21 protein-coding genes are annotated in these 25993 nt (G+C 47.6%); 15 read left to right on the top strand and 6 right to left on the bottom strand.

Features of this window, described 5'->3' with window-relative positions:
- Positions 1–59 precede the first annotated feature (59 nt).
- Positions 60–938, top strand: a complete 879-nt coding sequence (gene pucL / locus JT717_RS12115; protein WP_205510731.1) for a factor-independent urate hydroxylase — start codon at positions 60–62, stop codon at positions 936–938.
- Here pucL and JT717_RS12110 read toward each other — a convergent pair.
- From JT717_RS12110 to JT717_RS12095, 4 genes are all read right to left on the bottom strand, one after another.
- Positions 916–1920, bottom strand: a complete 1005-nt coding sequence (locus tag JT717_RS12110; protein ID WP_205510730.1) for an XdhC family protein — start codon at positions 1918–1920, stop codon at positions 916–918. The two genes, pucL and JT717_RS12110, sit on opposite strands and share 23 nt — an antisense overlap.
- Positions 1883–4192, bottom strand: a complete 2310-nt coding sequence (locus tag JT717_RS12105) for a xanthine dehydrogenase molybdopterin binding subunit (protein WP_205510729.1) — start codon at positions 4190–4192, stop codon at positions 1883–1885. Before JT717_RS12105 ends, JT717_RS12110 begins: the two co-directional genes overlap by 38 nt.
- A gap of 32 nt (positions 4193–4224) precedes the next feature.
- Positions 4225–5619: an FAD binding domain-containing protein gene (locus JT717_RS12100; protein ID WP_205510728.1), complete on the bottom strand. Its 1395-nt coding sequence runs from the start codon at positions 5617–5619 to the stop codon at positions 4225–4227.
- A 75-nt stretch (positions 5620–5694) separates the two neighbouring features.
- The gene (locus JT717_RS12095) at positions 5695–6165 is read right to left on the bottom strand and encodes an Lrp/AsnC family transcriptional regulator (RefSeq protein ID WP_205510727.1); all 471 of its coding nucleotides are present in this window, start codon (positions 6163–6165) and stop codon (positions 5695–5697) included.
- A gap of 116 nt (positions 6166–6281) precedes the next feature.
- Here JT717_RS12095 and JT717_RS12090 point away from each other — a divergent pair, with 116 nt between their 5' ends.
- The 10 genes from JT717_RS12090 to JT717_RS12045 all read left to right on the top strand — a co-directional run bounded on the left by JT717_RS12090 (position 6282) and on the right by JT717_RS12045 (position 20602).
- Positions 6282–7739 carry a CoA-acylating methylmalonate-semialdehyde dehydrogenase gene (locus JT717_RS12090; RefSeq protein ID WP_205510726.1) on the top strand — a complete coding sequence of 486 codons (1458 nt, stop codon included), beginning with the start codon at positions 6282–6284 and terminating at the stop codon, positions 7737–7739.
- A gap of 136 nt (positions 7740–7875) precedes the next feature.
- Positions 7876–9228, top strand: coding sequence for an aminotransferase class III-fold pyridoxal phosphate-dependent enzyme (locus JT717_RS12085; protein ID WP_205510725.1), 1353 nt, complete (start codon positions 7876–7878; stop codon positions 9226–9228).
- A gap of 79 nt (positions 9229–9307) precedes the next feature.
- Positions 9308–10792 (top strand): NCS1 family nucleobase:cation symporter-1, encoded by a 1485-nt coding sequence (locus tag JT717_RS12080; protein WP_205510724.1) that lies wholly within the window; start codon positions 9308–9310, stop codon positions 10790–10792.
- Positions 10776–12158, top strand: coding sequence for a dihydropyrimidinase (gene hydA, locus JT717_RS12075; RefSeq protein ID WP_205510723.1), 1383 nt, complete (start codon positions 10776–10778; stop codon positions 12156–12158). Before JT717_RS12080 ends, hydA begins: the two co-directional genes overlap by 17 nt.
- Before the next feature lie 85 nt (positions 12159–12243).
- On the top strand, positions 12244–13110 hold the full coding sequence (locus tag JT717_RS12070) for a nitrilase-related carbon-nitrogen hydrolase (protein WP_205510722.1): 867 nt from the start codon (positions 12244–12246) through the stop codon (positions 13108–13110).
- A gap of 165 nt (positions 13111–13275) precedes the next feature.
- Entirely contained in the window at positions 13276–14616 is a 1341-nt protein-coding gene (locus tag JT717_RS12065) for an NAD(P)-dependent oxidoreductase (protein WP_205510721.1), read from the top strand.
- A 222-nt stretch (positions 14617–14838) separates the two neighbouring features.
- Positions 14839–16107, top strand: a complete 1269-nt coding sequence (gene preA / locus JT717_RS12060) for an NAD-dependent dihydropyrimidine dehydrogenase subunit PreA (RefSeq protein ID WP_205510720.1) — start codon at positions 14839–14841, stop codon at positions 16105–16107.
- Between the two features lie 378 nt (positions 16108–16485).
- Positions 16486–17877 (top strand): T9SS type A sorting domain-containing protein, encoded by a 1392-nt coding sequence (locus JT717_RS12055; RefSeq protein WP_205510719.1) that lies wholly within the window; start codon positions 16486–16488, stop codon positions 17875–17877.
- Positions 17878–18060: 183 nt separating this feature from the next.
- The gene (locus tag JT717_RS12050; RefSeq protein ID WP_205510718.1) at positions 18061–19446 is read left to right on the top strand and encodes a T9SS type A sorting domain-containing protein; all 1386 of its coding nucleotides are present in this window, start codon (positions 18061–18063) and stop codon (positions 19444–19446) included.
- A gap of 82 nt (positions 19447–19528) precedes the next feature.
- Positions 19529–20602: a hypothetical protein gene (locus JT717_RS12045; RefSeq protein WP_205510717.1), complete on the top strand. Its 1074-nt coding sequence runs from the start codon at positions 19529–19531 to the stop codon at positions 20600–20602.
- 77 nt (positions 20603–20679) lie between these two features.
- On the opposite strand, the gene JT717_RS12040 is transcribed toward JT717_RS12045, so the two are convergent.
- Positions 20680–21369 carry a pyridoxamine 5'-phosphate oxidase family protein gene (locus tag JT717_RS12040; protein ID WP_205510716.1) on the bottom strand — a complete coding sequence of 230 codons (690 nt, stop codon included), beginning with the start codon at positions 21367–21369 and terminating at the stop codon, positions 20680–20682.
- A gap of 84 nt (positions 21370–21453) precedes the next feature.
- Here JT717_RS12040 and JT717_RS12035 point away from each other — a divergent pair, with 84 nt between their 5' ends.
- Both JT717_RS12035 and JT717_RS12030 read left to right on the top strand, forming a co-directional pair.
- Complete coding sequence (locus JT717_RS12035; protein ID WP_205510715.1) at positions 21454–22929, top strand: aminotransferase-like domain-containing protein; 1476 nt, start codon at positions 21454–21456, stop codon at positions 22927–22929.
- A gap of 543 nt (positions 22930–23472) precedes the next feature.
- The gene (locus tag JT717_RS12030; protein WP_369411701.1) at positions 23473–23838 is read left to right on the top strand and encodes a response regulator; all 366 of its coding nucleotides are present in this window, start codon (positions 23473–23475) and stop codon (positions 23836–23838) included.
- Positions 23839–23843: 5 nt separating this feature from the next.
- Here the strand turns inward: JT717_RS12030 and JT717_RS12025 are convergent, their stop codons facing one another.
- The gene (locus tag JT717_RS12025; RefSeq protein ID WP_205510713.1) at positions 23844–24596 is read right to left on the bottom strand and encodes a sulfite exporter TauE/SafE family protein; all 753 of its coding nucleotides are present in this window, start codon (positions 24594–24596) and stop codon (positions 23844–23846) included.
- Between the two features lie 121 nt (positions 24597–24717).
- On the opposite strand from JT717_RS12025, the gene JT717_RS12020 reads away from it, so the two are divergent.
- Complete coding sequence (locus tag JT717_RS12020) at positions 24718–25482, top strand: GH12 family glycosyl hydrolase domain-containing protein (RefSeq protein WP_205510712.1); 765 nt, start codon at positions 24718–24720, stop codon at positions 25480–25482.
- Positions 25483–25499: 17 nt separating this feature from the next.
- The gene (locus JT717_RS12015) at positions 25500–25976 is read left to right on the top strand and encodes a CAP domain-containing protein (RefSeq protein ID WP_205510711.1); all 477 of its coding nucleotides are present in this window, start codon (positions 25500–25502) and stop codon (positions 25974–25976) included.
- The last annotated feature ends 17 nt before the right edge of the window (positions 25977–25993 follow it).

Below are 25993 nucleotides of genomic sequence, written 5' to 3'. Positions count from 1 at the left end.
ACTAAAAATAGACAATTAATTGTTTAAATTGAGTATACATTCCACCAAAATACGCTGCTATGTCAATAAAACTGGGAAAGAACACCTATGGTAAAAATGCCATTAATCTATCCAAGATCATTCGTCATCCCGATTACCATGAGTTCAGGCAGATCTCAGTGAATGTTGTGCTGGAAGGTGATTTTGAAACGGCTCATACAATAGGTGACAATAGCAGGATCCTGCCTACAGATACCCAGAAGAATACCGTGTATGCATTGGCCAAAGAACATTTTGTTTCTTCTATAGAGTCTTTTGGCCTGTACCTGGCGAATTATTTTATAACGAACAATCCCCAGGTGTCCCAGGCCCGCATTGAACTGACCGAGTATAACTGGAAGCGGATGCGTTTTAATGGAAGCGAACATCCGCATGCTTATTGCAGCGGCGGTGCAGAAAAACATACGGCCGCCATTGTGCAAAGCGGGGAAGGTATTACCGTAACCACCGGGATTGCTGACCTGCTGATCTTAAAAACGACAGATTCCGGTTTCGAGCATTATATCAAGGATCAATATACCACCCTTAAGGAAACCAGTGACCGCATCTTTGCCACGCAATGCGAAGTGAACTGGACCTACAATTCCTCCAACGTACTTTTTGTTGAGCTGTTCAACGGTATTCGCACCACGTTGCTGCAAACATTTTCAGATCACCAAAGTCTTTCGGTGCAGCATACGCTGTTTGCTATGGGCGAAGCCGTGTTAAATAAATTTGCCGCTGTTAATGAGATCAGCCTGAAAATGCCCAACAAACATCATATCCTGTTCAACCTGGAACAGTTCGGTGTCGATAACAAGAACGAGATCTTTATTGCTACCGATGAACCCTATGGTTATATTACGGGTACGGTAGTGCGTGATCAGGCAGGTGATGCTAACGATTCTTCACAGCAATGATCTCCGCCGCGATACTAATCGCGATCTCTTCGGGTGTTTGGCTATGGATGTCTATTCCCACCGGTGCATGGATTGGTTTCAATAAAGATTCCGGGATGCCTTCTGAACGGTAATCATTGAACATCTTTTCTATCTTGCTTTTGCTGCCCAGCAGGCCAAAAAACCGGAACTGCTTCTTCCATAAAGCCCTAAGCGCAATATCATCGGTACGGTAACCCACCGTCATTATTACAACATACTGATCGTTACCACCGGCAATCAGCTGCAACAATTCGCTGTAATCCCTGATTATCCGTTTCTCCTGTGCATATACATTTTCCCGGAAAGTTTTCAGGTTCGGGCGGTCGTCGTACAGGTGGATATAGAAATCCATATCGCTTATCATCCGGCTAAGCGCCAGGGCACAATGGCCTGCCCCAACGATGTATAAATGATTTTTGTAGCCGGTCTTTTCCTGGTATAACCATTCTACTTCCGAGCTCATGGAAAAATAATGATCTGTATCGGGTACTGCTCTTGTGAATTGCAAACCGGCCGGAGATAACTGCAGGGTACCGTTCTGGTGTTGCTCCAGGCTGGCTATCAACTCGCTGATCGTATTAGCATCACCGGCAGCGATCCGGTATAACAAAATAGTCTGTTCGCCCGAACAGATCATTCCGCTTTGATTTGAATCGGCCGATTTATTATGGAATTGTTTTTTAATGGTGCTTTTTGAATCGTCGGTATAGGTATTCTGCAAATCGGAAAAGCGAAGTGATACGCCGGCCTTTAACCGGTCTTTGGCCATCTCCACAAACTTGTGTTCCATGATACCACCGCCAATTGAGCCTGCCGCTTCACCCGCTGCATTCACAGCCATGAAGAATCCCTGCCGGCCCGGACTGCTTCCTTCACTTTGCAGCACATACAATAACATTACCGGTACCTCTTGTGCCAGGCTTCTATTTATTAACTGCCAAATGATCAATTGTTTCTTCATGAGCTTGAATAGTCCCTTTCTTTTCGGTTGCGTATAAGGCCATTAATACTCTTTCGGGCGTCATGGGCGCTGCAAATGGGAAATGACCGCTTTTGTTAAAAGCGCGTATGGCGTTGCGTAAGGCAAAATAAGCGCCGATACCATACATGAGCGGTGGTTCACCCACTGCTTTTGACCGGAAGATGGCCAGGTTATCCTGCGGCGTTTGTAAAAAGTCGACCCTGATCTCCTTTGGTACAGCGTATATATCTGGCACTTTATAGGTCGACAGGGCGTTCGAACGCAGTCTGCCCTCTTTGTCGTAGACTACTTCTTCCATCGTCATCCAGCCGATGCCCTGCACAATGCCGCCTTCTATCTGGCCGAGATCAACAGCCTTATTCATGCTGGCGCCAAAATCGTGCACTGCTTTAACGGCGTCGATGGTATAGGTTCCGCGAATGCAATCCACCGTAACTTCAATAAGGGCTGTACCATAAACATGATAGGCAAAAGGATGGCCTTTTTCCCTGGTGGCATCAAAATGTATTTCGGGCGTAGCATAATGCGCATGTTCTGAAAGGCCAATTCGCTTGAGGTGCCCTTCCATGACCAGCGATTTCCAGTCACGATCGGTTTTTTCCCCGTTCACATAGAGGTACCCGTTTTGTAATGATACCAGCTGCTCGTCCACCCCCAGTGTTTCAGCAGCCATTTTTTTCAATCTGCCGGCAATGGCGGTGCAGGCGAGCAGTGTGGCTTTCCCATTCAGGTCGGCAGTGGCGCTGGCAGCAGAAGGTGAGGTATTGGCGATCTTGAATGTATTGGTGGTGTGGATCTTTATTTTCTCGGGTTGAATGGAAAATACCTCGGCCGCCACCTGCAGTATTTTGGTATTTACGCCCTGGCCCATTTCAACAGCGCCGGTGGTAATGCCTACGCTGCCGTCTGTGTACACATGCACCAGGGACCTTGCCTGGTTCATCAGGGTTTTGGTAAAAGAAATGCCAAAGCAAATGGGCATGCAGGCCAATCCTTTTTTATACAGGGTATTGGATGCATTGAATGCATCTACTTCTTTTCGCCCCGCTTGCAGATCATAGATAGTTGTTGCCTTGTGCCAGCATTCAGGGGCTTCACTTTGGGCTTTTTGTCCGTAAGGAAACTCATCACCGGTCTGCAAGAGATTCTTTTCCTGGATAACGGCGGCATCTATACCCAATGCTTCAGCTGCCTTCGCAATAGCGGCTTCGATCATGAACATACCCTGTGGGCCGCCAAAACCGCGGAATGCGGTATTGGGCGGCAAATTGGTTCTGCAGCTATAGGCCGTTGCTTTTACGTTTGGAATATAATAGGAATTGGTGCAATGAAAGAGGGTGCGCTCCAGTACGGCTGGCGACAGATCTGCTGCGGCGCCCGCATTTTGATAGAAAGTAACTTCATAGGCAACAATTTTCAACGCCTCGTTCAAGCCAATTTTAAAGTCGGCAGCATAAGGATGGCGTTTACCCGTCATGGCCATATCTTCCATGCGGTGCAGGGAATATTTAACTGGCCGCTTCAGGTGATGGGCTGCCAGCGCACAGAGCGCTGCCCAGCTGTTCGCCTGATCTTCCTTGCCGCCAAAACCGCCACCCAGCCTGTTCACTTCCACTTCTACCAGGTGCATGGGTAAACCCAGTACACGCGAAACAGCGCGTTGTACCGCTGTTGGGCCTTGCGTAGAAGAATAAATTTTAATGGCATTATGTTCCTGGGGAACAGCATAAGCGCCTTGTGTTTCTATATACAGGTGTTCCTGGCCGTTGGTATCAGCCTGCCCTTCAAAGATATGCGTACACTGTGACCAGCTGCTGTTGGTATCGCCCAGCTGAAAGGTGCGGGGTGGGATGATCAGTTCGCCCTTTGCCTGCGCTTCGCGCGGATCGGTGATCGCGGGCAATGGTTCACTGGTTAGTTTTATTTTTTTGACGGCCGCCCGGGCAGCATCTATCGAGTCTGCTACCACAAAAGCTACCGGCATACCGCAAAAATGAACTTCATGATCGGCCAGCAATGGTTCATCGGCCACAATACCCCCGATCTGGTTTTCGCCGCTGATATCTTTATGGGTGAAAATGCGTATAACGCCGGGTTGGGCAGCGGCTTCACTGGTATCCAGCGCGCTGATAACACCATGGGCTACCGGCGAACCAAAGGCAGCGCCGAATAAAGTGCCATGTATAAGGGGAATATCATCCAGGTAAATGGATTCGCCCCGCAGGTGTGTATATGCATCAATATTTTTCATACGCTTAACGCTGAGCGCAGAACACGAATGACTCAATGCATTGCGTTCTCAAGAATTGTTAAAAAATGTGCTTTCATCAACTGACCTAACAACAATCGTTTATAAGCGGCAGATCCCCGGGCATCGCTGATAGGCGCAATTTCTGTTTGGGCAATGGCAATTGCCTGATCGATCGTTGATGGATCAATGGAGCGGCCTTTCAGGAACGCATTGGTTAGATCCAGTAATTTAGGTACAGGTGCAACACCGCCGGCTGAAATGCGCACATGCGCGATGGTATCATGCAGTATGCTCACACAAATGGCTGAGTTCACACTGGCTATATCGAGGTTCGTGCGTTTGCTTACTTTTTCAAAATTAAATACCGTATCGGCGCCAGGCAGTTCAAAGGAAACGGAGACCAGCTGCTCGCCGGCATCTTTATCAAGCATTTTATATCCTTTATACAATTCCCGCAACGGACACGCTCTTTGTTCCTCTCCATTGCTAAAGAGCAGCGTCGCATCGAGTGCCAGCAGGAAGATCGTGAGGTCACCAATCGGCGAGGCATTGATCAGGTTGCCGCCAATGGTGGCAATATTACGGATAGGGGTAGAAGCGATAAGTTTGATATGATCTGCGAGCCGCGGAAAGTATTGCTGCAGCAGGGGCGATTCGCTCATGGCTGTCACAGTGGTTGATGCACCCATGATACACTTGTTTCCTTCCTGCCTGATGCCTTTTAACTGGTCATCGTCGAACAGGAACCGGATCGATGCTTCCTTCATAACATCATGCTTTTGCACATATACATCGGTGCCGCCCCCAACCCATTCTGTGGCAGTTGGCGATTGCAGTTCGCCGTCGAGCTGCGTTTGCAATGAATACAGTCTTTGTTTGATGCCGGCAAACCAGGACGGCAAAATTCCATGTTCCGCCAGGAATGCTGTGGGGGCTTCTGCCTGCCTGTTATGCATCAGTTGAGCTACTTTGGCAGCGGCGCGTTCGATGGATTTGTAACCGGTGCAGCGGCAGATATTCCCATCGATGGCGGCTATAGCGTTTTCAGTGGTCGCCTGTTTACCGCTGAGACAAAAACCGGCCAGTGAGACTACAAATCCCGGTGTGCAAAATCCGCATTGCGTTGCCGATTCATCATACATGGCCTGCTGAATAGCATTTAAGCCTTCCATGTTCAGTCCTTCAATAGTGACCACATGTTTGCCATGTACATTGCCCAGGGGCGTTAAGCAACTGGTGAGCGAACGGTACTGCAGCTCGTTATTCTTCAATGTTCCCACCAGTAGGGTGCAGGCGCCGCAATCCCCTTCATTACAACCCACCTTGGTGCCGGTCAAATGCTCGTGATAGCGAATAAAATCGAGCAGCACGGTACCCGACGGCATCCTGGTGGCAATGTCTTTATTATTGAGCATGAATTTGATCAATGGCAAAAGGCGGTTTCTCTAAAGTTAACGAAATCCCGGCAAACCAGCATACCTGCCAGCAGGCCCAGGGGTTGCTTACTTCAGTAAGTTCAAATCGGGCTGGGCATACTTATACACTTTGAAATAAAGGGTTGTTTTGGTTTGATAAACCCCTTCAATTTTTGAGATCTCATTAATGAATTGCACCAGGTGGTCATTATCGCGGCACATGACATCTACTTCCAGGTCATAATCACCCGATGTCATCGCCAGAAAACTAACTTCTGGTAATCTGGCTATTTTTTGCGCTACTTTGTCCTTTAAGGTAGCCGGCCGTACATATATAGCTATTTGAGCATAAGCGCCGAATCCTACTTTCGCCGGATTCACGCGGCCAATGATATTAATGGTGCCTTCTTCAATTAATTTATTCACGCGGGTGCGAATGGTGCCAATGGATACATTCAGTTTTTCTGCAATAACGGTAAACGACATACGGCCATCCTTCTGCAGGCAAGAGAGGATCGCAAAATCGAGTTCATCGAGTGGAAAACCATTTTTCTGCATACAGCAAAGATGCGATAAAAATAAAAATACTGTTTGTTTTTTGGTTTAGTACTAAATATTTTTTAATTTACTGATTGCCTTTCTGCAAAATTTATAGTATCTAAAACCGCCTGCTCATGAAGTACGCCCCTGTTCAGAATTACATTAATGGACAGTTTGTGGATGCATCATCGGACCAAACACTGCCCGTTATTTCTCCGCTCGACGGAACGCATTTGTCTACCGTACCAATGTCGGCCCCAAAAGACCTTGATGCAGCAGTACGAGCGGCCAAACTTGCTTTTCATGCCTGGAGCCATACACCTATTAAAGAAAGGGTGCAGGTGTTATTCCGGTACCGTTATTTACTGGAAAAGAATCTGCAGGAGCTGGCCGCGCTGGTGAGTGAAGAGAATGGCAAGACCATGGGCGAAGCCATTGCAGAAATAGAAAAATGCATCGAGCTCACAGAGTTTGCCGTTTCATTGCCTCAATTGGTTACCGGTGAAGTACTGGAAGTAAGCAAAGGGGTAGAATGCCGCACGGAACACGTACCGCTGGGCGTGGTGGCTTCTATTGTGCCCTTTAATTTTCCGAGCATGGTGCCCAACTGGACGATCCCCAATGCCCTTGCCCTGGGCAATTGCATGATCATAAAACCTTCGGAAAAAGTGCCACTGAGTGTGGGGCGCCTGGCCTTATTATTAAAAGAAGCGGGTTTGCCGGATGGTGTCTTCAATGTCGTTAATGGCGACAGTATCATCGTGAATGCCATTTGTGACCATCCCGGTATTTCAGCTGTATCCTTTGTTGGTAGTACCAAGGTGGCCAGGATCGTTTATCAGCGAGCTACTCACCATTATAAAAGATGCCTCGCACTGGGTGGCGCCAAAAATCACTTGCTGGTCTTGCCCGACGCCAAGGCCGACATGACCGCCCAGAACGTTGCCGCATCTATGAGCGGTTGCGCCGGTCAGCGTTGCATGGCTGCTTCCGCCATGGTAGCCGTGGGCAACGTTGATCATATCATCCAGAAGATCTGTGAAGAAGCTAAGAAGATCGTGCCGGGGCAGAACCTGGGTGCAGTCATCAGCAAAGAATCCAAGGAAAGGATTGAACATTATATAACCGAAGCGGAAGCGCAGGGTGCGCGGGTGCTGGTCGATGGCCGGCATGCAACCGTACCCGGCAAGGAAGCGGGTACATACGTGGGGCCTACCGTTATTGATCACGTGAAACCAAATATGGCGGTGGCGAAAGAAGAGATCTTCGGTCCCGTTATAAGTATTATGCGCACGGATACAATAGACGAAGCCATCGCTATTGAAAATGCCAATCCCTATGGTAATGCCGCATCCGTGTTTACGCAGAACGGCGGGCTCGCGCGATATGTGATCGACCGGGCCAGCGCGGGGATGATCGGCGTTAATGTAGGCGTTCCTGTACCCCGCGAACCTTTTTCTTTTGGCGGCTGGAATGAGAGCAAATTCGGGGTAGGCGATATTACCGGAAAAAGTTCCATTGAATTCTGGACGAAACTAAAAAAGTCAACGGTTAAATGGAATCCGGAGGCAGGAGTGAATTGGATGAGCTGAGCTACCATTAGCTGGTATGCTGATCCTGCAGAGCCGGACAGGTTGTGATCATCCCGGCTAGCGCCGGGACAAGTTGTGGTAATGAATTGTTTTACCGTTTTCCATTTTCCGTATCACGAAACGCAAATAAATAATCATGTCAATAGTTAGTACCATCCCTGAAACTGAGGAAATCATTCAGGATAATATGGATTATACGCTCTTTTCGTGGAGCAAGCAAAAGGGCATATCGCCCATTGCCATAAAAAGCGCACGGGGCGTATACCTGTACGATTATGACGGCAAACGGTACCTCGATTTTTCCTCCGGCCTCATGAATGTGAATATAGGTCATGGTAACCAGCGGATAACAAAGGCCGTTATGGAACAAATGCAACAGGTAAGTTATGTAACACCAAGTTGCGTTACCAAAGTACGGGGCGATTTGGGCAAGAAGCTGGCTTCGCTAACACCACCCGGTTTAAACAAAACCCTGTTCACTGTTTGCGGGGCTTCGGCTATTGAAAATGCCATTAAACTTGCCCGCCTGTATACCGGCCGGCACAAGATCATTGCCCGGTACCGCGCATTTCATGGCGCTTCGTACGGCGCCATGACAGCCGGGGGCGATCCGCGTAAACTGGCTTCCGATGCCCAACAGGTGCCGAATATTGTACACATAGAAGATCCGTATTGTTATCGCTGTCCCTGGGGTAAGGAAATTACTTCCTGCAGCCGGGAATGTGTAGGTCACCTGGAACGGGTCATAGAATTTGAAGGACCCGCTAATATTGCAGCCATTCTTATGGAAGGGGAAAGCGGCTCCTCGGGATGTATCAAGTATCCGCCCGATTATTTGCAGAAAGTACGCGCCCTTTGCGATAAGCACAATATCCTGCTGATCGCCGATGAAGTGATGAGTGGGTTTGGCCGCACCGGTCAATGGTTTGGAATGGATCATTATGGCGTAGTACCCGATATGATCGCCACGGCAAAAGGATTAACGTCTGGTTATCTGCCCCTGGGCGCATTGATCGTCAGTGATACCATTGCCGCCCATTTTAATGAGCGGGTATTGTGGCTGGGGCTAACCTATTCCGCTCATCCCGTTAGCTGTGCGGCGGCTCTGGAAACGCTGAAGATCTATGAAGAGGAGCATTTGCTGGGGAATGCCACTAAAATGGGGCAATATCTTGAAGCCCGGGTAGAACAGCTAAAACTGAAACATCCCAGCATCGGCGATTTCAGGAATACCGGTTTACTGGGTTGTATTGAACTGGTGAAGGATCGCGGTACCAAAGAACCGATGGCGCCGTTTAACGCCAAACCAGAAGAAATGGTAATCATAAACAAGGTAGCTGCCAAACTCAAAGAATTGGGCCTCTACACCTTTGTTCGCTGGAATTATATTTTCATTGCGCCTCCGCTGTGTATCACGAAAGAGGAAGTGGATGAGGGACTAATGATGATCAGCGAAGCCATTGCAATTGCCGATGAATTTGTAAATTGAAGAAAGTTCTGGTTTTTTCCCGCCGTACCTCCGCTGACAGGTTTCACCAAACAGGCCATACCGCCGCCTCCGAATACATATGAATAATGAATCACTATACAGTGAAGACCTTGCCCCCGTTCCGGTAGCCAACCGTAAATGGAATACCTGGAACTACGCAGCCTTATGGATCAGCATGAGCCTTTGCATTCCCACTTATATGCTGGCCAGTTCACTGATCGGCGGAGGCATGAACTGGTGGCAGGCCATCCTTACCATATTTTTGGGGAATACCATTGTATTGATACCTATGATCCTTAACGGACATGCAGGTGCGAAATACGGTATTCCTTTCCCCGTCTTCGCCCGCGCAAGTTTTGGCATCCGGGGCGCGAATATTCCCGCTATTCTCAGGGCGATTGTAGCCTGTGGGTGGTTTGGCATTCAAACCTGGATTGGCGGTGCTGCGATCTATCAAATGATCAGGGCATGGGAGCCATCCCTGCCAGCGATCGATCACTCGGCATTATTTCCGCAAGCCCTTCCTTTTATTTGTTTTTTAGCATTCTGGGCGCTTAATATGTTCATCGTTTACCTGGGTGTTGAAAGCATCCGCAAGCTGCTGGTGTTCAAAGCGATCTTTCTTCCTGTGGCAGCCCTGGCATTATTGTTCTGGGCCATCAATGCCTCGCATGGTCTGGGCCCTATTTTGCAGCAGCCTTCAAAGTTTACTACTAATGCTCAATTTTTCGATTTCTTTTTCCCGGCACTAACGGGCATGGTTGGGTTTTGGGCAACACTTTCACTCAATATTCCGGATTTTACCAGGTATGCCAAAAGTCAGAAAGCGCAGATAAAAGGCCAGGCCATTGGATTGCCGCCTTCCATGACCTTGTTTGCCTTCATTGGTGTAGTCGTTACCTCGGCCACCGTTATTATTTATGGCAACACCATTTGGGACCCCGTGGTATTAGCCGCTAAGTTTGAAAGCAAATTACTGGTAAGCGTTGCGATGATCGCTGTAGCCATTTCAACGCTTGCAACCAATATTGCCGCGAATATTGTTAGTCCGGCCAATGACTTCGCCAACCTGGCGCCATCGAGAATATCTTTTCGCAAAGGCGGTTATATTACCGGCGTGCTGGGCATTCTCATTTTTCCCTGGAAGCTGATCGCCGATCCTACGGGGTATATTTTTACCTGGCTCATTGCATATTCCAGCTTGTTGGGGCCGGTAGGAGGCATCATGATCGCCGATTATTATTTCGTTCGTAAACAGCAGTTGTCAACCGCTGATCTGTATAAAACAAATGGATTGTACACATTCAGAAATGGCTATAATTACAGTGCGATAATCGCTTTGCTGCTGGGTGTGGCGCCGAATATTCCGGGCTTTCTTACCACTATAAAAGTCATCTCAACCAACAGTGTGCCGGCGTGGATCTCGCATTTGTACAACTACGCATGGTTTGTTGGTTTCTTTATTTCGGGATTCGCCTATCTGCTGATGATGCGGAATTATAAACCCCTGGTACCTGATTCCATCACCATTAAAGAAGAAACATTACATGTCGCTATTGATTAAAAACGGACGGATCATAACGGCTGACGCGGATTTTACTGCCGATATCCTGGTGGTGGATGAAACCATAGAAAGCATCGGCAGGAATTTGGGGGTAGAAGCCGACCAGGAAATAGATGCTACAGGTAAGCTCGTCTTCCCGGGTGGAATAGACCCGCATGTACATCTCGATATGCCTTTCATGGGAACATTTTCCAGCGACAATTACGAAACCGGCACGCGGGCCGCTTTATTTGGCGGTACAACCATGGTCATCGACTTTATTCTGCAAAAGCAGGGAAACAGTTTGCAGGCAGCGCTGGAAGAATGGAGGTCGCGCTCCGATAATAATTGTGTGGGCGATTATAGTTTTCACATGGCCGTGACCGATTTCAATGATAATACGCGCACGGAAATACAAAAAATGATCGAGCGGGAAGGGATCGTTTCCTTCAAAACGTTTATGGCGTATAAAGGAGCGCTCATGATCGATGACCGGCAAATGATCGGCCTGATGGAAGAAGTGAAGAAATATGGCGGTTTGATCAATGTGCATGCGACCAATGGCGATATGATCGATTACCTGGTGGCCAAACACCGCGCAGAGAAAAAATTATCACCCCGCTATCATTATCTGTCACAACCTGAAATAACCGAAGCGGAGGCTTCTGAACGGTTTGTAGATATGACCTATTATACGGGTTGTCCGGGCTATATTGTTCACCTTACCTGTGAGGGCGCTTTAAATGCCGTTCGTAATGCCACCCGCAGAAATCAGAAAGTATTTGTGGAAACATGCATTCAATATCTGCTGCTGGATGCGTCTTTGTATGAAAAAGATTTTGAAGGCGCCCGCTGGGTAATGAGTCCGCCCCTGCGCGAGCAAAAAGACCAGCAAACCCTGTGGGCAGGAATTAACCAGGGATTAGTGCAGGTAGTGGCAACGGATCATTGTCCGTTTAAATGGGAGCAAAAGCTGATGGGCAAAGATGATTTTTCCAAGATCCCGAATGGCCATCCGGCCATCGAGCATCGCATGGAATTATTGTACAGTGAAGGTGTTCACAAAGGAAAGATCAGTTTGAACAAGTTTGTAGAAGTGGCCTGTACGAACCCTGCAAAGATCTTTGGCATGTTCCCCCGCAAGGGAACCCTGGCTCCGGGCAGTGATGCAGACATGGTGATCTTTGACCCAAATGAACAACATACGCTGTCTGCGGATACTCATCACATGAATGTCGACTACTCCGCATATGAGGGCTGGCCGGTGACGGGAAAAGTAAAAACCGTGATCCTGCGTGGAGAGCTTGCGATTGACAATGGGAAGTGTCTTGTGCAAAAAGGATATGGAAAGTTTATTAAACGGAATAAGGTCAGCCAATACATTTAGAAAGCGGAAGCCAGAAGCCGGAAATCAGAAGCCAGAAGCCGGAAGGCAGAAGGCAGTAGAAACTTAGAACTTAAAACGTATATATATGGCAAGGATCATTAAATCGGGTTTAATACAAATGAGTTTGCCGAAGACGGAAGGGGAGGGCACCATTGAAGACATTAAGGAAGCGATGGTGCAAAAGCATATTCCCTATATTGAAAGGGCCGGAGAGCAGGGCGTACAGATCCTCTGCCTGCAGGAAATATTCAATACCCCGTATTTCTGCCCCGGGCAGGATCGCGCCTGGTATGAATCGGCAGAAACGGTACCGGGACCAACGACTGAACGGATGGCCGCTTATGCCAGGAAATACAATATGGTGATGATAGTCCCCATATATGAGAAGGAACAGGCCGGTGTGCTCTATAATACAGCAGCAGTCATTGATGCAGATGGCAGCTATTTGGGAAAATACCGGAAGAACCATATTCCGCACACATCCGGTTTTTGGGAAAAGTTCTTCTTTAAACCGGGCAACCTGGGTTACCCGGTGTTTCAAACCCGGTATGCAAAAATAGGTGTGTATATCTGTTATGACCGGCATTTTCCCGATGGGGCAAGGGTCCTGGGGTTAAATGGCGCCGAGATCGTGTACAATCCTTCGGCAACGGTTGCCGGCTTATCGCAATACCTATGGAAACTGGAGCAACCGGCACATGCGGCCGCCAATGGTTATTTTATGGGTTGCATCAACCGGGTGGGACAGGAGAAACCCTGGAACCTGGGTAAGTTCTATGGCTCTTCTTATTTCGTTGATCCACGGGGACAAATATTCGCCATTGCATCAGAAGATAAAGATGAATTGCTGGTAGCCGATTTTGATCTGGACATGATTGAAGAAGTACGAAGTATCTGGCAATTTTACAGGGACAGAAGACCGGAGACTTATGGCAAGTTGGTGGAACTGTAATTTTTTATAGTTGCCGGTTTCCAGTTGCCAGTCACCAGGACTTAAGTTTCAGTTTGCCTGCCTTCTATCAGCATTCATTTACTCTGCGCCCCGGTAACCTGTATCCGGTAACTGATAACTCAATTCCTTTAAACCTGTATGGATGCTTAAACTTGACATTAAAACATGCCTATAAAGAGCAACAGATTAACAGCTGAACAATACGAACAGAACTTCAGCGATATTCACCCGCCATTCGACAGCAGGGAGTCGGCGCTGGTGGAAGCCAACCGTTGTTTGTTCTGCTATGACGCACCCTGTATTAAAAGTTGTCCAACAGAGATCAATATTCCCAAATTCATCAAGCAGATCAGCACAGACAATGTAAAAGGGGCGGCCCATACCATTTTTGTTGCCAATATAATGGGAGCTGGTTGCTCACGGGTATGCCCGGTAGAGAAACTTTGCGAAGGCTCCTGTGTATATAATTTACTGGAAGAACCTCCGATACCTATTGCCCGCCTGCAACGTTATGCCACGGAGCAGGCCATGGAAAAAAAATGGCAGTTGTTTAGCCGCAAACCAGCTACCGGCAAGAAAGTAGCTATTGTAGGCGCAGGTCCGGCGGGATTAAGTTGTGCGCATGTTCTCAGCCGGGAAGGAGTGGAGGTAACTATTTATGAAAAAGAGAAAAAAGGCGGTGGGTTAATGACCTATGGCATTGCAGCCTATAAAGTAACGCCTCGCTTCTGTGAAGATGAAGTGAACTATATCATTTCGCTTGGCGGCATTACAATAAAGTACGGCCAGGAGCTGGGCAACAATATTACGCTGGCTGAGCTGAAAGCACAATACGATGCGGTGTTCCTGGGATTTGGGGTTGGTCTCGCCCGGCAGCTGCAAATTCCCGGTGAAGAACTGGAAGGTGTGGTAGATGCCATTCGTTTTATCTATAACATCCGGGCGGGCGTATACGAAGAGGTGCCGGTAGGTGATAAAGTAGCTGTGATCGGCATGGGCATGACGGCGATCGATGCAGCCACACAGGCAAAAAGATTGGGAGCTAAAGAAGTTACACTGGTTTATCGCAGAACGCAGGCTGAAATGCCTTGTACGGAAGCAGAACTGGATCTAGCCAAACTTGATGGTTGCCGCATCATCTGGCTGGCGGCGCCGGCAATGATCAAAGGAGAAGCAGGAAAAGTGACTCAACTGGTTTGTAATTTGATGCAATTGGGCGACCCCGATGCCAGTGGCCGGCGTATGCCTGTTGACACCGGTGAAAAGTTCATACTGGAAGTGGATATGGTTATCAAGGCTGCCGGACAAATTCCATTTGAAGAGATGGTGGCCGCTAACCAGTTACAACAAATGCAGGGAAGGATAATAGCTGAAAAGAATGGCGCCACGAATATTCCGGGGGTATTTGCCGGCGGTGATTGTGTAAACGGTGGCAAGGAAGTGGTGGATGCCGTACAGGCGGGTAAATTAGCTGCTCATGCAATATTTGACTATCTGCATTCATGAATTTTTTCAGTTCCTGAGTTATTCAGTTATTAAGTTATTCAGTTCCTGAGTTATTCAGTTCTTGAGTTATTGAGTTGTTGCGAGTTGTTGATGTCATATTCTTGAGTTAGCTATTAGTCGCGAGGCACAAACCACAAACCACAAACCACAAACCACAAACCACAAACCACAAACCACAAACCAAAAACCAAAAACCAAAAACGATAACCGTAAACGAACGTTATGGCTGACATATCCGCAAACTTCCTCGGGATACAATCGCCCAACCCATTCTGGTTAGCGAGTGCGCCTCCTACCGATAAAAAGATCAATGTGCTGCGCGCTTTTGAAGCCGGTTGGGGCGGCGTGGTTTGGAAAACGCTGGGCAGCCAGGTAAAAAATGTATCGAGCCGCTATTCTGCTGTCAACTACAATGGCACCAAAGTAATGGGCTTTAATAATATTGAACTGATCAGTGACCGTCCGCTGGAGCTCAATCTGCGCGAAATAAAGGAATGTATTAAATTATTTCCCGACCGCGCCATGATCGTATCGCTGATGGCGGATAATACCCGGGAGAAATGGCATGAGCTGATCGCGCAGGTAGAAGACACCGGTGCCCATGGCCTCGAGTTGAATTTTGGTTGTCCGCATGGAATGACGGAACGCGGCATGGGCGCTGTGGTAGGGCAGGACCCCGAGATCGCCCGGCTGGTGGTGGAATGGGTGATGGAAAAAGCAACCATTCCCGTTATAACCAAGCTCACCCCCAATGTGCATTCGGTGGTGCCAACCGGGAAGGCATCGGTTGAAGCAGGTTCGAATGGGCTGTCATTGATAAACACCATTCAGTCGGTTACAGGTATCGACCTCGATACCTTCGTGCCGAATCCTTATGTAGCCGGTAAATCGGTTTTCGGCGGCTATTGTGGTCCGGCCGTAAAACCCATAGCCCTCAAGATGCTGGCTACTATCAGTCAGGACCCTGTAACCGCTAAAGTGCCGGTATCGGGTATCGGCGGCATCAGCACCTGGAAAGATGCCGTTGAATTTATGCTACTAGGTGCCACTACGGTACAGGTATGTACAGCAGCCATGAAACATGGGTTCCGCATTGTTGAAGACATGTGTGAAGGATTGAATAACTGGATGGATGAAAAAGGGTTTAGAACCATCAATGATTTCATTGGCAGATCGGTTCCGCATCTTACCCAATGGGAGGAACTGGATATCAATTATCATATTGTCGCTAATATCGATCAAACCAAATGCATCCATTGTGGTCTTTGTTATATTGCCTGTGAGGATGGTTCCCACCAGGCGATCAACCTGCAATATGGCAGGCCATATAATACCTATACCATTAAAGAAGAAGAATGTGTAGGTTGTAATTTATGCAAGCTTATTTGTCCGGTAGATGATTGCATTACCATGGTAGAACAACGCAAAGGCCCTGATTATGTGAACTGGAAAGAATTCCAGCAACGGGGCCTTCCGCTCAACGATCACTAACGGAAGAAGATATATGCAAAGACACTCATGTGAATAAAAATATTTTCCATCCTGCCAACTTTTCTATTGGCTCATACTTGCTAAACAAGGTAATTTAGAAGAAATGCTAAAGCGGCACGCTAAACGCTAAAGCTTATACGCGGAACGCTAAAGGCTGAATGCCGGACGCTGAATCAGAAGGCGGACAGGCACCGAAGCCTGACCCGCGAAATTCCCTGCAGGTTACATAAAATAAGTTATAGCCATTTTGGTATCCAGGCCTTTTGCCTCTAGCCCCGTGCTATTGGCCAGCATTGTATTGCGCGTGCCCACCAGCCAATGACTTAATAACCCTGTTCATATTGATCATTCACCATTCACCAATCAAACCTCATAACTATGAAACAAATTATTTACACGTTGTTCCTTTGCATTGTAGTGCAAACCATAACAGCTCAAACGCCACCCGCTACCTGGCAGGAGCATTGGTTTGAGCATAACCAGCTGCTGAGCCGGAAGTTCTATGATAATGACGTGGCCGTTTATTACGATAATGATGTCAGTAATTCGGTTACCTGGCCATATACTTATATGGGCGATGTATGGCGCTATGTAAAAAATGTGTATGGCAATTTCGGCAGCGACCCGCACCTCTTTGCCATTTTTCACACCAATAAATACAGTGGCGGCCATCCTTCCACCTATTTCGATGCCAGTCATGATTACCGCAATGTCATAGATGTTGGTCCTTATTCCTGGACGAGCGGCACCGGTGGCGACCTTGACATTACTACCCACGAAGTGGCGCATATTGTAGAAGGCGCCAGTAAAGGAATTCATGGCTCACCGGCCTTTCCTATCTGGGGCGATAGCAAGTGGGCAGAGATCTTTATCTATGACGTTTACCTGAAGCTGGGCAAAACCAGTGAAGCTACCCGCTGGTATAACCAGATGCAGAACCAAACGGATAATTTCCCGGTGGCCGGAACCCATTGGTTCCGCGACTGGTTTTATCCCATTTATAATAATTATGGCGGTACACAGGTGCTGAACCGGTTCTTTGAATTGCTGGCCCAGCATTTTCCTAAAAATGGCAACAGCTATTCGCGGAATATGAATTGGGGTGAGTTCATTCATTTCTGGAGCGGGGCTGCAGGGGTAAGCCTGAAACCGCTGGCTACGGCGGCCTTCGGTTGGACATCCACCTTTGAAACACAGTTCAACCAGGCGCGTAACGATTTTCCCTTTGCCTATGGAACGGGCGTTGCGTATGTGTATAAACATTGTAATTATGGCGGTTATGTAACTGCCCTGCGGGTAGGTAATTATACATTGGCTCAGTTGCAGAACCTGGGCGTTTTGAATGACGATATCTCTTCCCTGAAAGTAAGCAACGGCTACCAGGTGCAATTATACTGGGATGATAATTTTGGTGGTAGCTCAGTAACGCTTACGGCAGATAATGCCTGCCTCGTGGCCAATAATTTCAATGACCTGGCAACATCCCTGCGGGTAACAACTACCAGTCTCGCAGCCAGCGCCGAAACTGCTAACCTGACCGAAAAGCAACTGGTCATTTATCCCAATCCGGTCAGGAATGAGCTGCGGTTCAATCTGCCGCAATCAATTTCCGGTTCGCTGATCAGGATCCTCGATGTAACGGGCAGGGAAGTATACCGGACAAGATTTACTGCCAACAGTATTGATGTATCTAAATTGACTGCTGGCGTGTATACGTTAATGATAAATAGTAACGATAAGAGTTTCACCAAGAAGTTTGTAAAGAAGTGACAATAAGACCTGTAAGCTGTACTGGTTGAAGTTGCGCATGTAGCAAGTTTTGTACAGCTGACAGGTTTGAGTAAAATGACCTGCAGGTTCGCTCAAGCGCCTGCTTATTCAAGAGCCACCGGCGAACCTTACAGGTCTTTATGATCTACGAACTCTATAACTAACAAGCCAAATAACTAACTAATGAAATATATTATAAACGTTTGCCTGCTTATAAGCCTGTCACAAACACTTTTGGCAAACGCTGGTTTGTATGCCGGCGGCCCGGTTTATAAGAACCGCAATTATTCCATCAGCGAATTAAAAGGTTCCGGTTATACCTGTCTGGTGGTATGGACCATTCACATCGATGCCAGCGGTAACCTGAATTTCAATGCCGAATTTCCCCTGGTGCAAAATGGCGTGTATATCGGCGCTTCCTCCTATCCGAACTTTGTAAGTGATATTGCATCGTTGAAAACAGCGCCCACCACCATTAACCGCCTGGAATTTTGTTTAAGCGCCTGGGGCTCTTCTACCTTCGCCAATATCAGGAACCTGATCAATGCGCAGGGAACCGGGCCTTCAAGCATCCTGTACCGGAATTTCCAGGTGTTGAAAAATACCTTTCCCACTGTAGATGCGATAGGGTTTGATGATGAAAGCACCTACGATGTGAATTCGGCCACCGCTTTTGCGGTTATGCTAGGTGGTTTGGGTTTCAAGATTTCGCTGGTGCCTTATACGGCTGCTTCCTTCTGGACGGGTGTGGCTACCAATACCAATAACCAGCGGCCGGGTACGGTTGACCGCATCGACCTGCAATGTTATGCGGGCGGTGCAGGTAATAATCCCTGTAACTGGAATTTTGGCAATATACCCGTGTACGCTGGTTTATGGGACCAGGAGAAAACAACCAGCCAGGTACAAAGCCAGCTGACCACCTGGAAGAACAATTGCGGCATCGACGGCGGCTTTATGTGGTTATATGATGATTTTGATAATACAACGGGTACAGAAGCCTATGCAGCTGCCATTAACAATGCATTTGCCGGCGGCGGCGGAACAACGGTGGCCACCTTTTATAAAGATTGCAACTACAGCGGTAATTCGGTGGCGCTGACCCCCGGAAATTATACCTTGAGCAGCCTGCAGGCGCGTGGTATTGTGAATGATGACATTTCTTCCCTCACCGTACAGAGCGGTTACCGGTTAACGCTGTATTGGGACGATAATTTTGGCGGCGCCAGCCTGGTTAAAACGGCCAGCGATGCCTGTTTGGTAGACGATGGCTGGAATGATAAGGTTTCTTCTTTAGTGATAAGCACCCTTGCCACGGCTGCTGCGGCGCGTGTGCAGGCAAAAGAAGGAATTACGATTTCCAGTTCACCCGGCCAGCAGGAGTTAAAGCTTTTCGACGCTCCGCCCCAGGGTAATATTCCAATACGGATCTACGATATCATGGGGCGGACTGTAATGACGGTTAGGCCCGTCTCGAACCGGATCAATATTGCGCGTTTGGCGCCTGGTGTTTATGTGTTGACGTATTCCCTGGATGGACGACAGGTAAGCAGGAGATTTGTCAGGTAGGTAGCAGGTATTTTATCCCCACCGCAACAACATTTTTCTGTCTTTCCTAGAGAAAACGCGGGAGATAAAGTACATTAGGACCATGGCCCTTATATCAAAAGGAAAGTTCAACAACCGGCAATGGCTATTGATCCTGATCCTGTTTGCCATGATGTCGGTTATTTCGTTCTATATTTTTCAACACGCATTTGCGTATAGGTATGTACAGGTTGATGTGCTGGTGGCCGCCACCAGCCTCAGCCTGTTTTTCTTTTTTATATTGCTGGTCACCATGCAGGGTTTTAAAGCGGTTGACATTTTCGAAGATCAGCTGAAAGTAAAATGGCGTTTTACTTCCCGTTTTATCAATAGGTCGGAAATTGCCGCTTTTGGCGTTACCACCCGGAAACAGATCAATTACATCATTCTTAAAACAAGCGGTGAAGATGTGGTGTTGCCCGAACCGCTGATCAACAATCACGAGGAACTGATCTTACAGTTGCAGAAATGGAAGATCAGGCGGAAATTCGATCTGCCCATCACCCGCCATTCCCGCTTCGAGAACCGGGGAACGGGTGTGGTGCTGATGATCGCCGGCGCATTCCTGTTGGGCTTTACGATCAAGTCGGTTATTTCACCGGAATTCTCCGTAGACGGCAGCAAACTGATCACATTGACCGGCCACCTCAGTATGCCACCGGAGATCAAGACGCCTTCTAACAGGAATCCCTATGGCTCTATGCAGTTGTATTTACTGGAATACCCCGGTATCAATTTTCATATCGATGGGGTAGGGTATAATGCGCTTCCCCTGAAACAACTGCAGGGCGCAGGCCGCGGCACGCCGGTTGAATTGTCTATTCTTAAACATGAGTACGGCGTTAAGATCACGAAGACCGAAGTGCCCGGTTATTTTGAAAAGCATTTTCAATGGGCTACTATTTATACCTATAGTCTTACCCTGAACGGTGAACAATTATTGACGGTAGATACCTACAATGAAAGCAAACATTCGCTGGATAACAGCAATAAAAAATGGAGTGTGCTCATTGCCATCGTAGCCATTGCCATGTTTGTTTATGGCAACCTGCTGTACCGGCAAAGAAAGGATATACCCCTATCTACTGCCACACCAGTGGAGAAGCCTGCAAGACCGATCACCGATAAAGTGAAATAACCCTCAATACTGACAGCCATTTACCGGTAACACGGAAACAACCACTGCAGGTAAGCTGCTGATTTGCACAAACTCGATTAGCTATTGCTGTTGAACCAGGCATCTATGAACCCATCGATCTTCTGGTTGCGCTCAGCAGAAGGCATTAAATGGGCGGGCAGCGGTATGTCACGGCTAAGCTCATCGGGCATTGGATCGCGGCGGCAGGTCTCGATGGGAATAATGCCTGACCAAATTGGCAGCGCTTTGTCTTCTTCTTCATCGTTCGGCATGCCGGTACGTATTTTAGCAGAAGCCTCATCAATATTGAACGCCAAAACCGTTGTTTTACGCACTTCATTTTCTTTCATTGGCCGCAGGTAATTCCAGCTGTCCGGCACTATTTTATTGGTTAACCATTCCAGTGCACTCCATTTTAAACCCGGCTCCTCGATTTTTTCGCCTTGTGCAAATAAGACCACCGACCGGTAATTCACTGAATGGGAGAATGCCGATTTGGCCACCACGAGTGCATCAAGCAGGGTAACTGAAATACAAACCGGAATGCCTTTTTCCAGTTCCCAAATAAAATGACTACCCACTGACCCATGGATATACAATTTATCTTCATGACGTACAAAAGCGGTAGGAATGGAAAATGGTTTGTTTTCAAATACGTAGCTGATTGTACAGAAAAGCGCCTCGTCTAAAATGGAATAGATCGTTTCTTTATCGTAGTGCGCTTTTTTAGCTGAGCGGCTCGGAATTAGATGTGATTTTGGTGCCATGCTGCTTGGTTTTTTACAAAATTGTATCTTTATTGGATGGGTGTAATCATCCGGTTTGTATAAAGTAAGTAGTCCAGTTTTACCATGCAGGCACTTTCGACCCTTATTTCGATAGATAAAAACAGCACGCAACCTGTATACCTGCAGATTGCCAATCAATTGATGTTGTTCATTAAGGAAGGTAATTTGCAGGCGGGGCATCGCCTTCCCAGCACCCGGCAGATGGCCGACTGGTTACAGGTGCACCGCAAAACAGTTATCCAGGCATATGATGAACTGCTGGCCCAGGGCTGGCTAGAAAGCCGTACCGGTAGTGGCACCTATGTGGCCAAACATTTGCCGGAAATCCATCCGCGCAGTTTGCTCAACGGAACCGTTAAATCTTTTAACCCGGCACATACCGCAGGTTTTGAATTTGAAGCCGCACCGCACCTCGATAAGCCGACCATGCTGTCGAAGCATAAGTATCACCTCGATGATGGATTTCCCGATTCGCGGCTGGCGCCCCTGGAAGAGCTGGCGCGCGCGTACAGAAGTCAGCTCATTACCGGCAATCCGTATGTGCGTTTAGGCTATGGCGATACATTGGGGTCTTTATGGCTCCGGCAGGTGCTTGCTTCTTATCTGAATGATACAAGGGGTTTAAAGGTCACCGCTGAGAATATTTTGATAACCCGCGGCACCGTAATGGGATTGTATCTTTCCTGTACCGCTTTTTTGCAACCGGGCGATATTGCTGTAGTAGGTGAGCTGAATTATAACGGCGCCAATATGAATTTTTTACAGGCAGGTACCCGGCTTCTAAAGATCCCGGTGGATGAACATGGTATTGTGGTTGAAGCGCTGGCAGCCATTTGCCGTAAACAAAAGGTGCGCATCGTATATGTTACCTCGCATCATTTTTATCCTACGACTACCGCCTTGCGGGCCGACCGGCGTATTGAATTGTTGAGACTGGCTGAACAATACGGCTTTATCATTTTTGAAGATGATTATGATTACGATTTCCATTACCTGAGTAAACCGCTGCTGCCGCTGGCCAGCGCCGATAAGGCGGGCATGGTGCTGTATTGCGGTTCTTTCACCAAATCAATTTCCCCGGCTTTTCGAGTAGGCTACCTGGTGGCTTCCGAAAATGTGATCCGCCACCTCGGACAATTGCGCCGTATCATCGACCGCCAGGGCGATAATATGCTTGAGAACGCTATTGCTGAACTGTTGCAGCATGGGATCATTCAGCGCTACCTGCGCAAAGCCATGCGCACCTACCGGCAACGGCGCGATTATTTTTGCGAATTAATGAGCAGCCACCTGAGCGACTACGTGCAGTTTCAGGTGCCGGTGGGCGGTATGGCCGTTTGGACGCATTTTGATCCGGCCATCGATCTGGCTGCGCTTTCACAGAAAGCCCTTCAGCATGAGTTGTTTTTTTCTCCGGGATTCAGAAATGATGAAGTATCACCTGTTCTGAATGCCACCAGGCTTGGGTTTGCATCCAGCACACCGGAAGAGTTGGCCACTTGTGTGGAGATCATGCATTCACTATTAAAGAAAATCTAGCGAAACAATGGGCAATAGGGCAACTCTAATACCTATACCCACTGTATTCTGTCTATTGCCAATTGCGTATTACCCATTGTCTATTGCCTATTGTCATTATCACATTATCTCATTATCACATTATCACATTATCAGCAATAACTATTGATTTTAAACAACCACAAAATAGGGCCACTAAATAAAAGTATTTATCAATTAAAAAAACTGGCAGAATTTGACCTTTTCACACGTCCATATTTGTTAGTCTCATCATTATTAAATTATTTTGTCATGCAACCTGCAGCGAATACCGCATAATACCCAATTGCCTTAGGTGTTGGCTGTTCTGCTGTTCGCTTTCACCCTTCGAATACTGAACTGATCAAGGTTTGCTGTAGTGGTAGCAGTACACACCCACAAGCCGGTCTTTTAATCCCTCCTGCAGGTTAATTCATTTAATGTTATTAGTTTCTGTTATTGGCCATTGATAAATATCAAATGGTAAGGCGCGAGATTTGTTACATAAATTATTATTGAATAATTGCTATGGAAAATGAACAGCCAGTGTCAATTGCTGTAGTAGACGATCATGCGATGTTGCGACAGGCTATTACTTTACGGTTAAATTTACTCGGATTTAAAGTAGTACTGGAGGCAGAAAATGGAAAGGATTTTCTTGATAAATTATCTCAGTTGCAGGCGCCGCCGGCTGTTTGCCTGCTTGACATCAATATGCCGGTGATGGACGGTTTTGAGGCCGCCATAGCCCTGAAAAAACAATGGCCCGATATAAAGATCCTGTTCTTCTCAATGCATAACAGCAAAGCGTATATAAGCAAGGCGCAGCAGCTGGGAGCAGATGGATTTTTATCAAAAGACGCTTCTTTCGATGAATTGAACGAGGCTTTAAAAGGTTTAACGAACAAATAAACTGCCTATCTTTTCAAAAAGATAAAAATGGCGCCAATGAGGGTTAATACGATCACTACCTGGCGATAGAGATCGTCTTTGATCCCGGCCACCAGTTTTATGCCACACCAGAAGCCCAGGATCAGGAAGGGCACCAGGGCCAGGTCGGTCAGCAGGGAGCTGAGTGTTATATTCTTCCAGTAAAAGACCTGGAAGGGTAGTTTAAACAAATTAATAATAAGGAAGATCCAGGCGCCGGTTCCAATAAAATCATTTTTGGGCAAACGCATGGCCAGGAAATAAATATTAGAAAAAGCACCCGCCAGGTTGCCCAGCATGGTGGTAAATCCCGAGACCAGTCCCATCCCGGATACAAATAACTTGTTATCGGGGATGACGAGGCTTTTGCGAAATTCGATCACCAGCATGATCAGCACCGTACACACAATGATGGTGGCCATTATTTTTCTGAATAAAGCTTCATTCAGGTCTTTTCCCACAACAACACCCACCAGGATGCCGATGATCATCCAGGGCATTAATTTAATTACATGCGGCCATTGCGCATGCCGGTGATAATACTTTACCGCCATAATATCAGCTGCACATAATAAGGGCAGCACGATGCCCGTAGATGCTTTTCCGCCAAATACGATGGTCATTATAGTAACATTCAGCATGTCAATGCCTTTCAGGCCGGCTTTGGAAAGCCCGATAATAAAGGCCGACAAGGCTATGAGGATCAGGCTGGTGGTAGAGTACGTTGCAAACAAACCCATGTGCGATCAATATGATTATATAAAAAGCCAAATATAACATTCGCCCCCCTTTTTGTAAACATTCGACTACCCTCATTATGGTCTGTGCTAAGTACATTCACAGACCTTAAATTTTATCATCATGAAACAGAAACTAACGATTGCCCTCGCCTTCATTGCCATTTTCTTAACCTGTTGTAAAAAGAACAGCAGCACGCCCGAACAGGCGGTAGAGGCTGTTTGGTCGTCCAGCGCCCAATGGGGTACCTGGTCGAACGGCGGTTACACCCTCTACAATAATATTTGGGGAAGTGGCGCCGGTTCACAAACCATTTGGGCCAATAGCTACAGCAATTGGGGCATTTGGGCGAACCATCCCAACACCGGAGGTATAAAATCCTATCCCAACAGTACCCGCCATGTGAACCGGGTGCTTAGTTCACTCAACGCACTAACCAGCAGCATCGGTATCAGCACCCCATCGGGCGGCGCCTGGACGGCCTGCTACGATGTATGGGACAACAACCACCAGCATGAAATTATGCTATGGATGAATTATACCAGCAACAGCAATGGCTCAGGAAACATTAAACCCATTTCTTACAACTGGAATGCCTCGGGCAACCCGGTGCCGGTGTTCACCAATGTATCGGTAGGCGGCGCCACCTGGAATGTTTTCCGCGGGCACAATGGCGGTAATAATGTGTATTCTTTCCTGCGCACCAGCAAAACCAACAACACGACTGTCGATATCAGGGCCATTGCCAATTGGATCAGGAACCAGGGCTGGTTTGGTAATATCACTGTTGGTGATGTACAGTTCGGCTATGAGATCACTTCAAGTTTTGGCAATAATGGTTCGGGCCTTCAATGGACAACCAACAGTTATTCTGTAAGCTTCAATTGATAACTGCCCGTCCATTTATGAACAATTTCTTTACAAACTGCACCAGGTGCTGCCTGATCATTATGATGGCCGCCTGCCGCAAGGAGGCGCCCGTTATCGCGAATACAACACCCGGCCTGCTTATTGCGGTGAATACGCTCAGAAGCATCGGTTGTGTTTGCGGCGATACCTGGATGCCGCCGGTGAAAGCATTGGAATGGAATGATACCCTCGCTGCTGCTGCCCTGTTGCATGCCCGCGATATGGAAGCAAATAGTTACTTCAGCCATATTTCACCGGGCGGTTCATCACCTATCCAACGCGCGATCATAACAGGTTATACCGGCCATTTTGTGACGGAAAATATTGCCAAAGGCTTTACGTCACCCGAAATGGTAATGGAGGCCTGGCAACAAAGCGAAAGCCATTGTAAAGCCATGATGGATGGTTCGCATACCGACATGGGCGCTGCCAGGGCGAATAGCCATTGGGTGCAGGAGTTTGGCAGTCACTAATCAGTTCACAGTTCATA

Origin of the sequence: Longitalea arenae, assembly GCF_016924755.1 — a bacterium.
GTDB lineage: Bacteria > Bacteroidota > Bacteroidia > Chitinophagales > Chitinophagaceae > Niastella > Niastella arenae.
The sequence above is the reverse complement of the archived record's forward strand: the minus strand, read 5'-3'. Positions and strand labels throughout refer to the sequence as shown.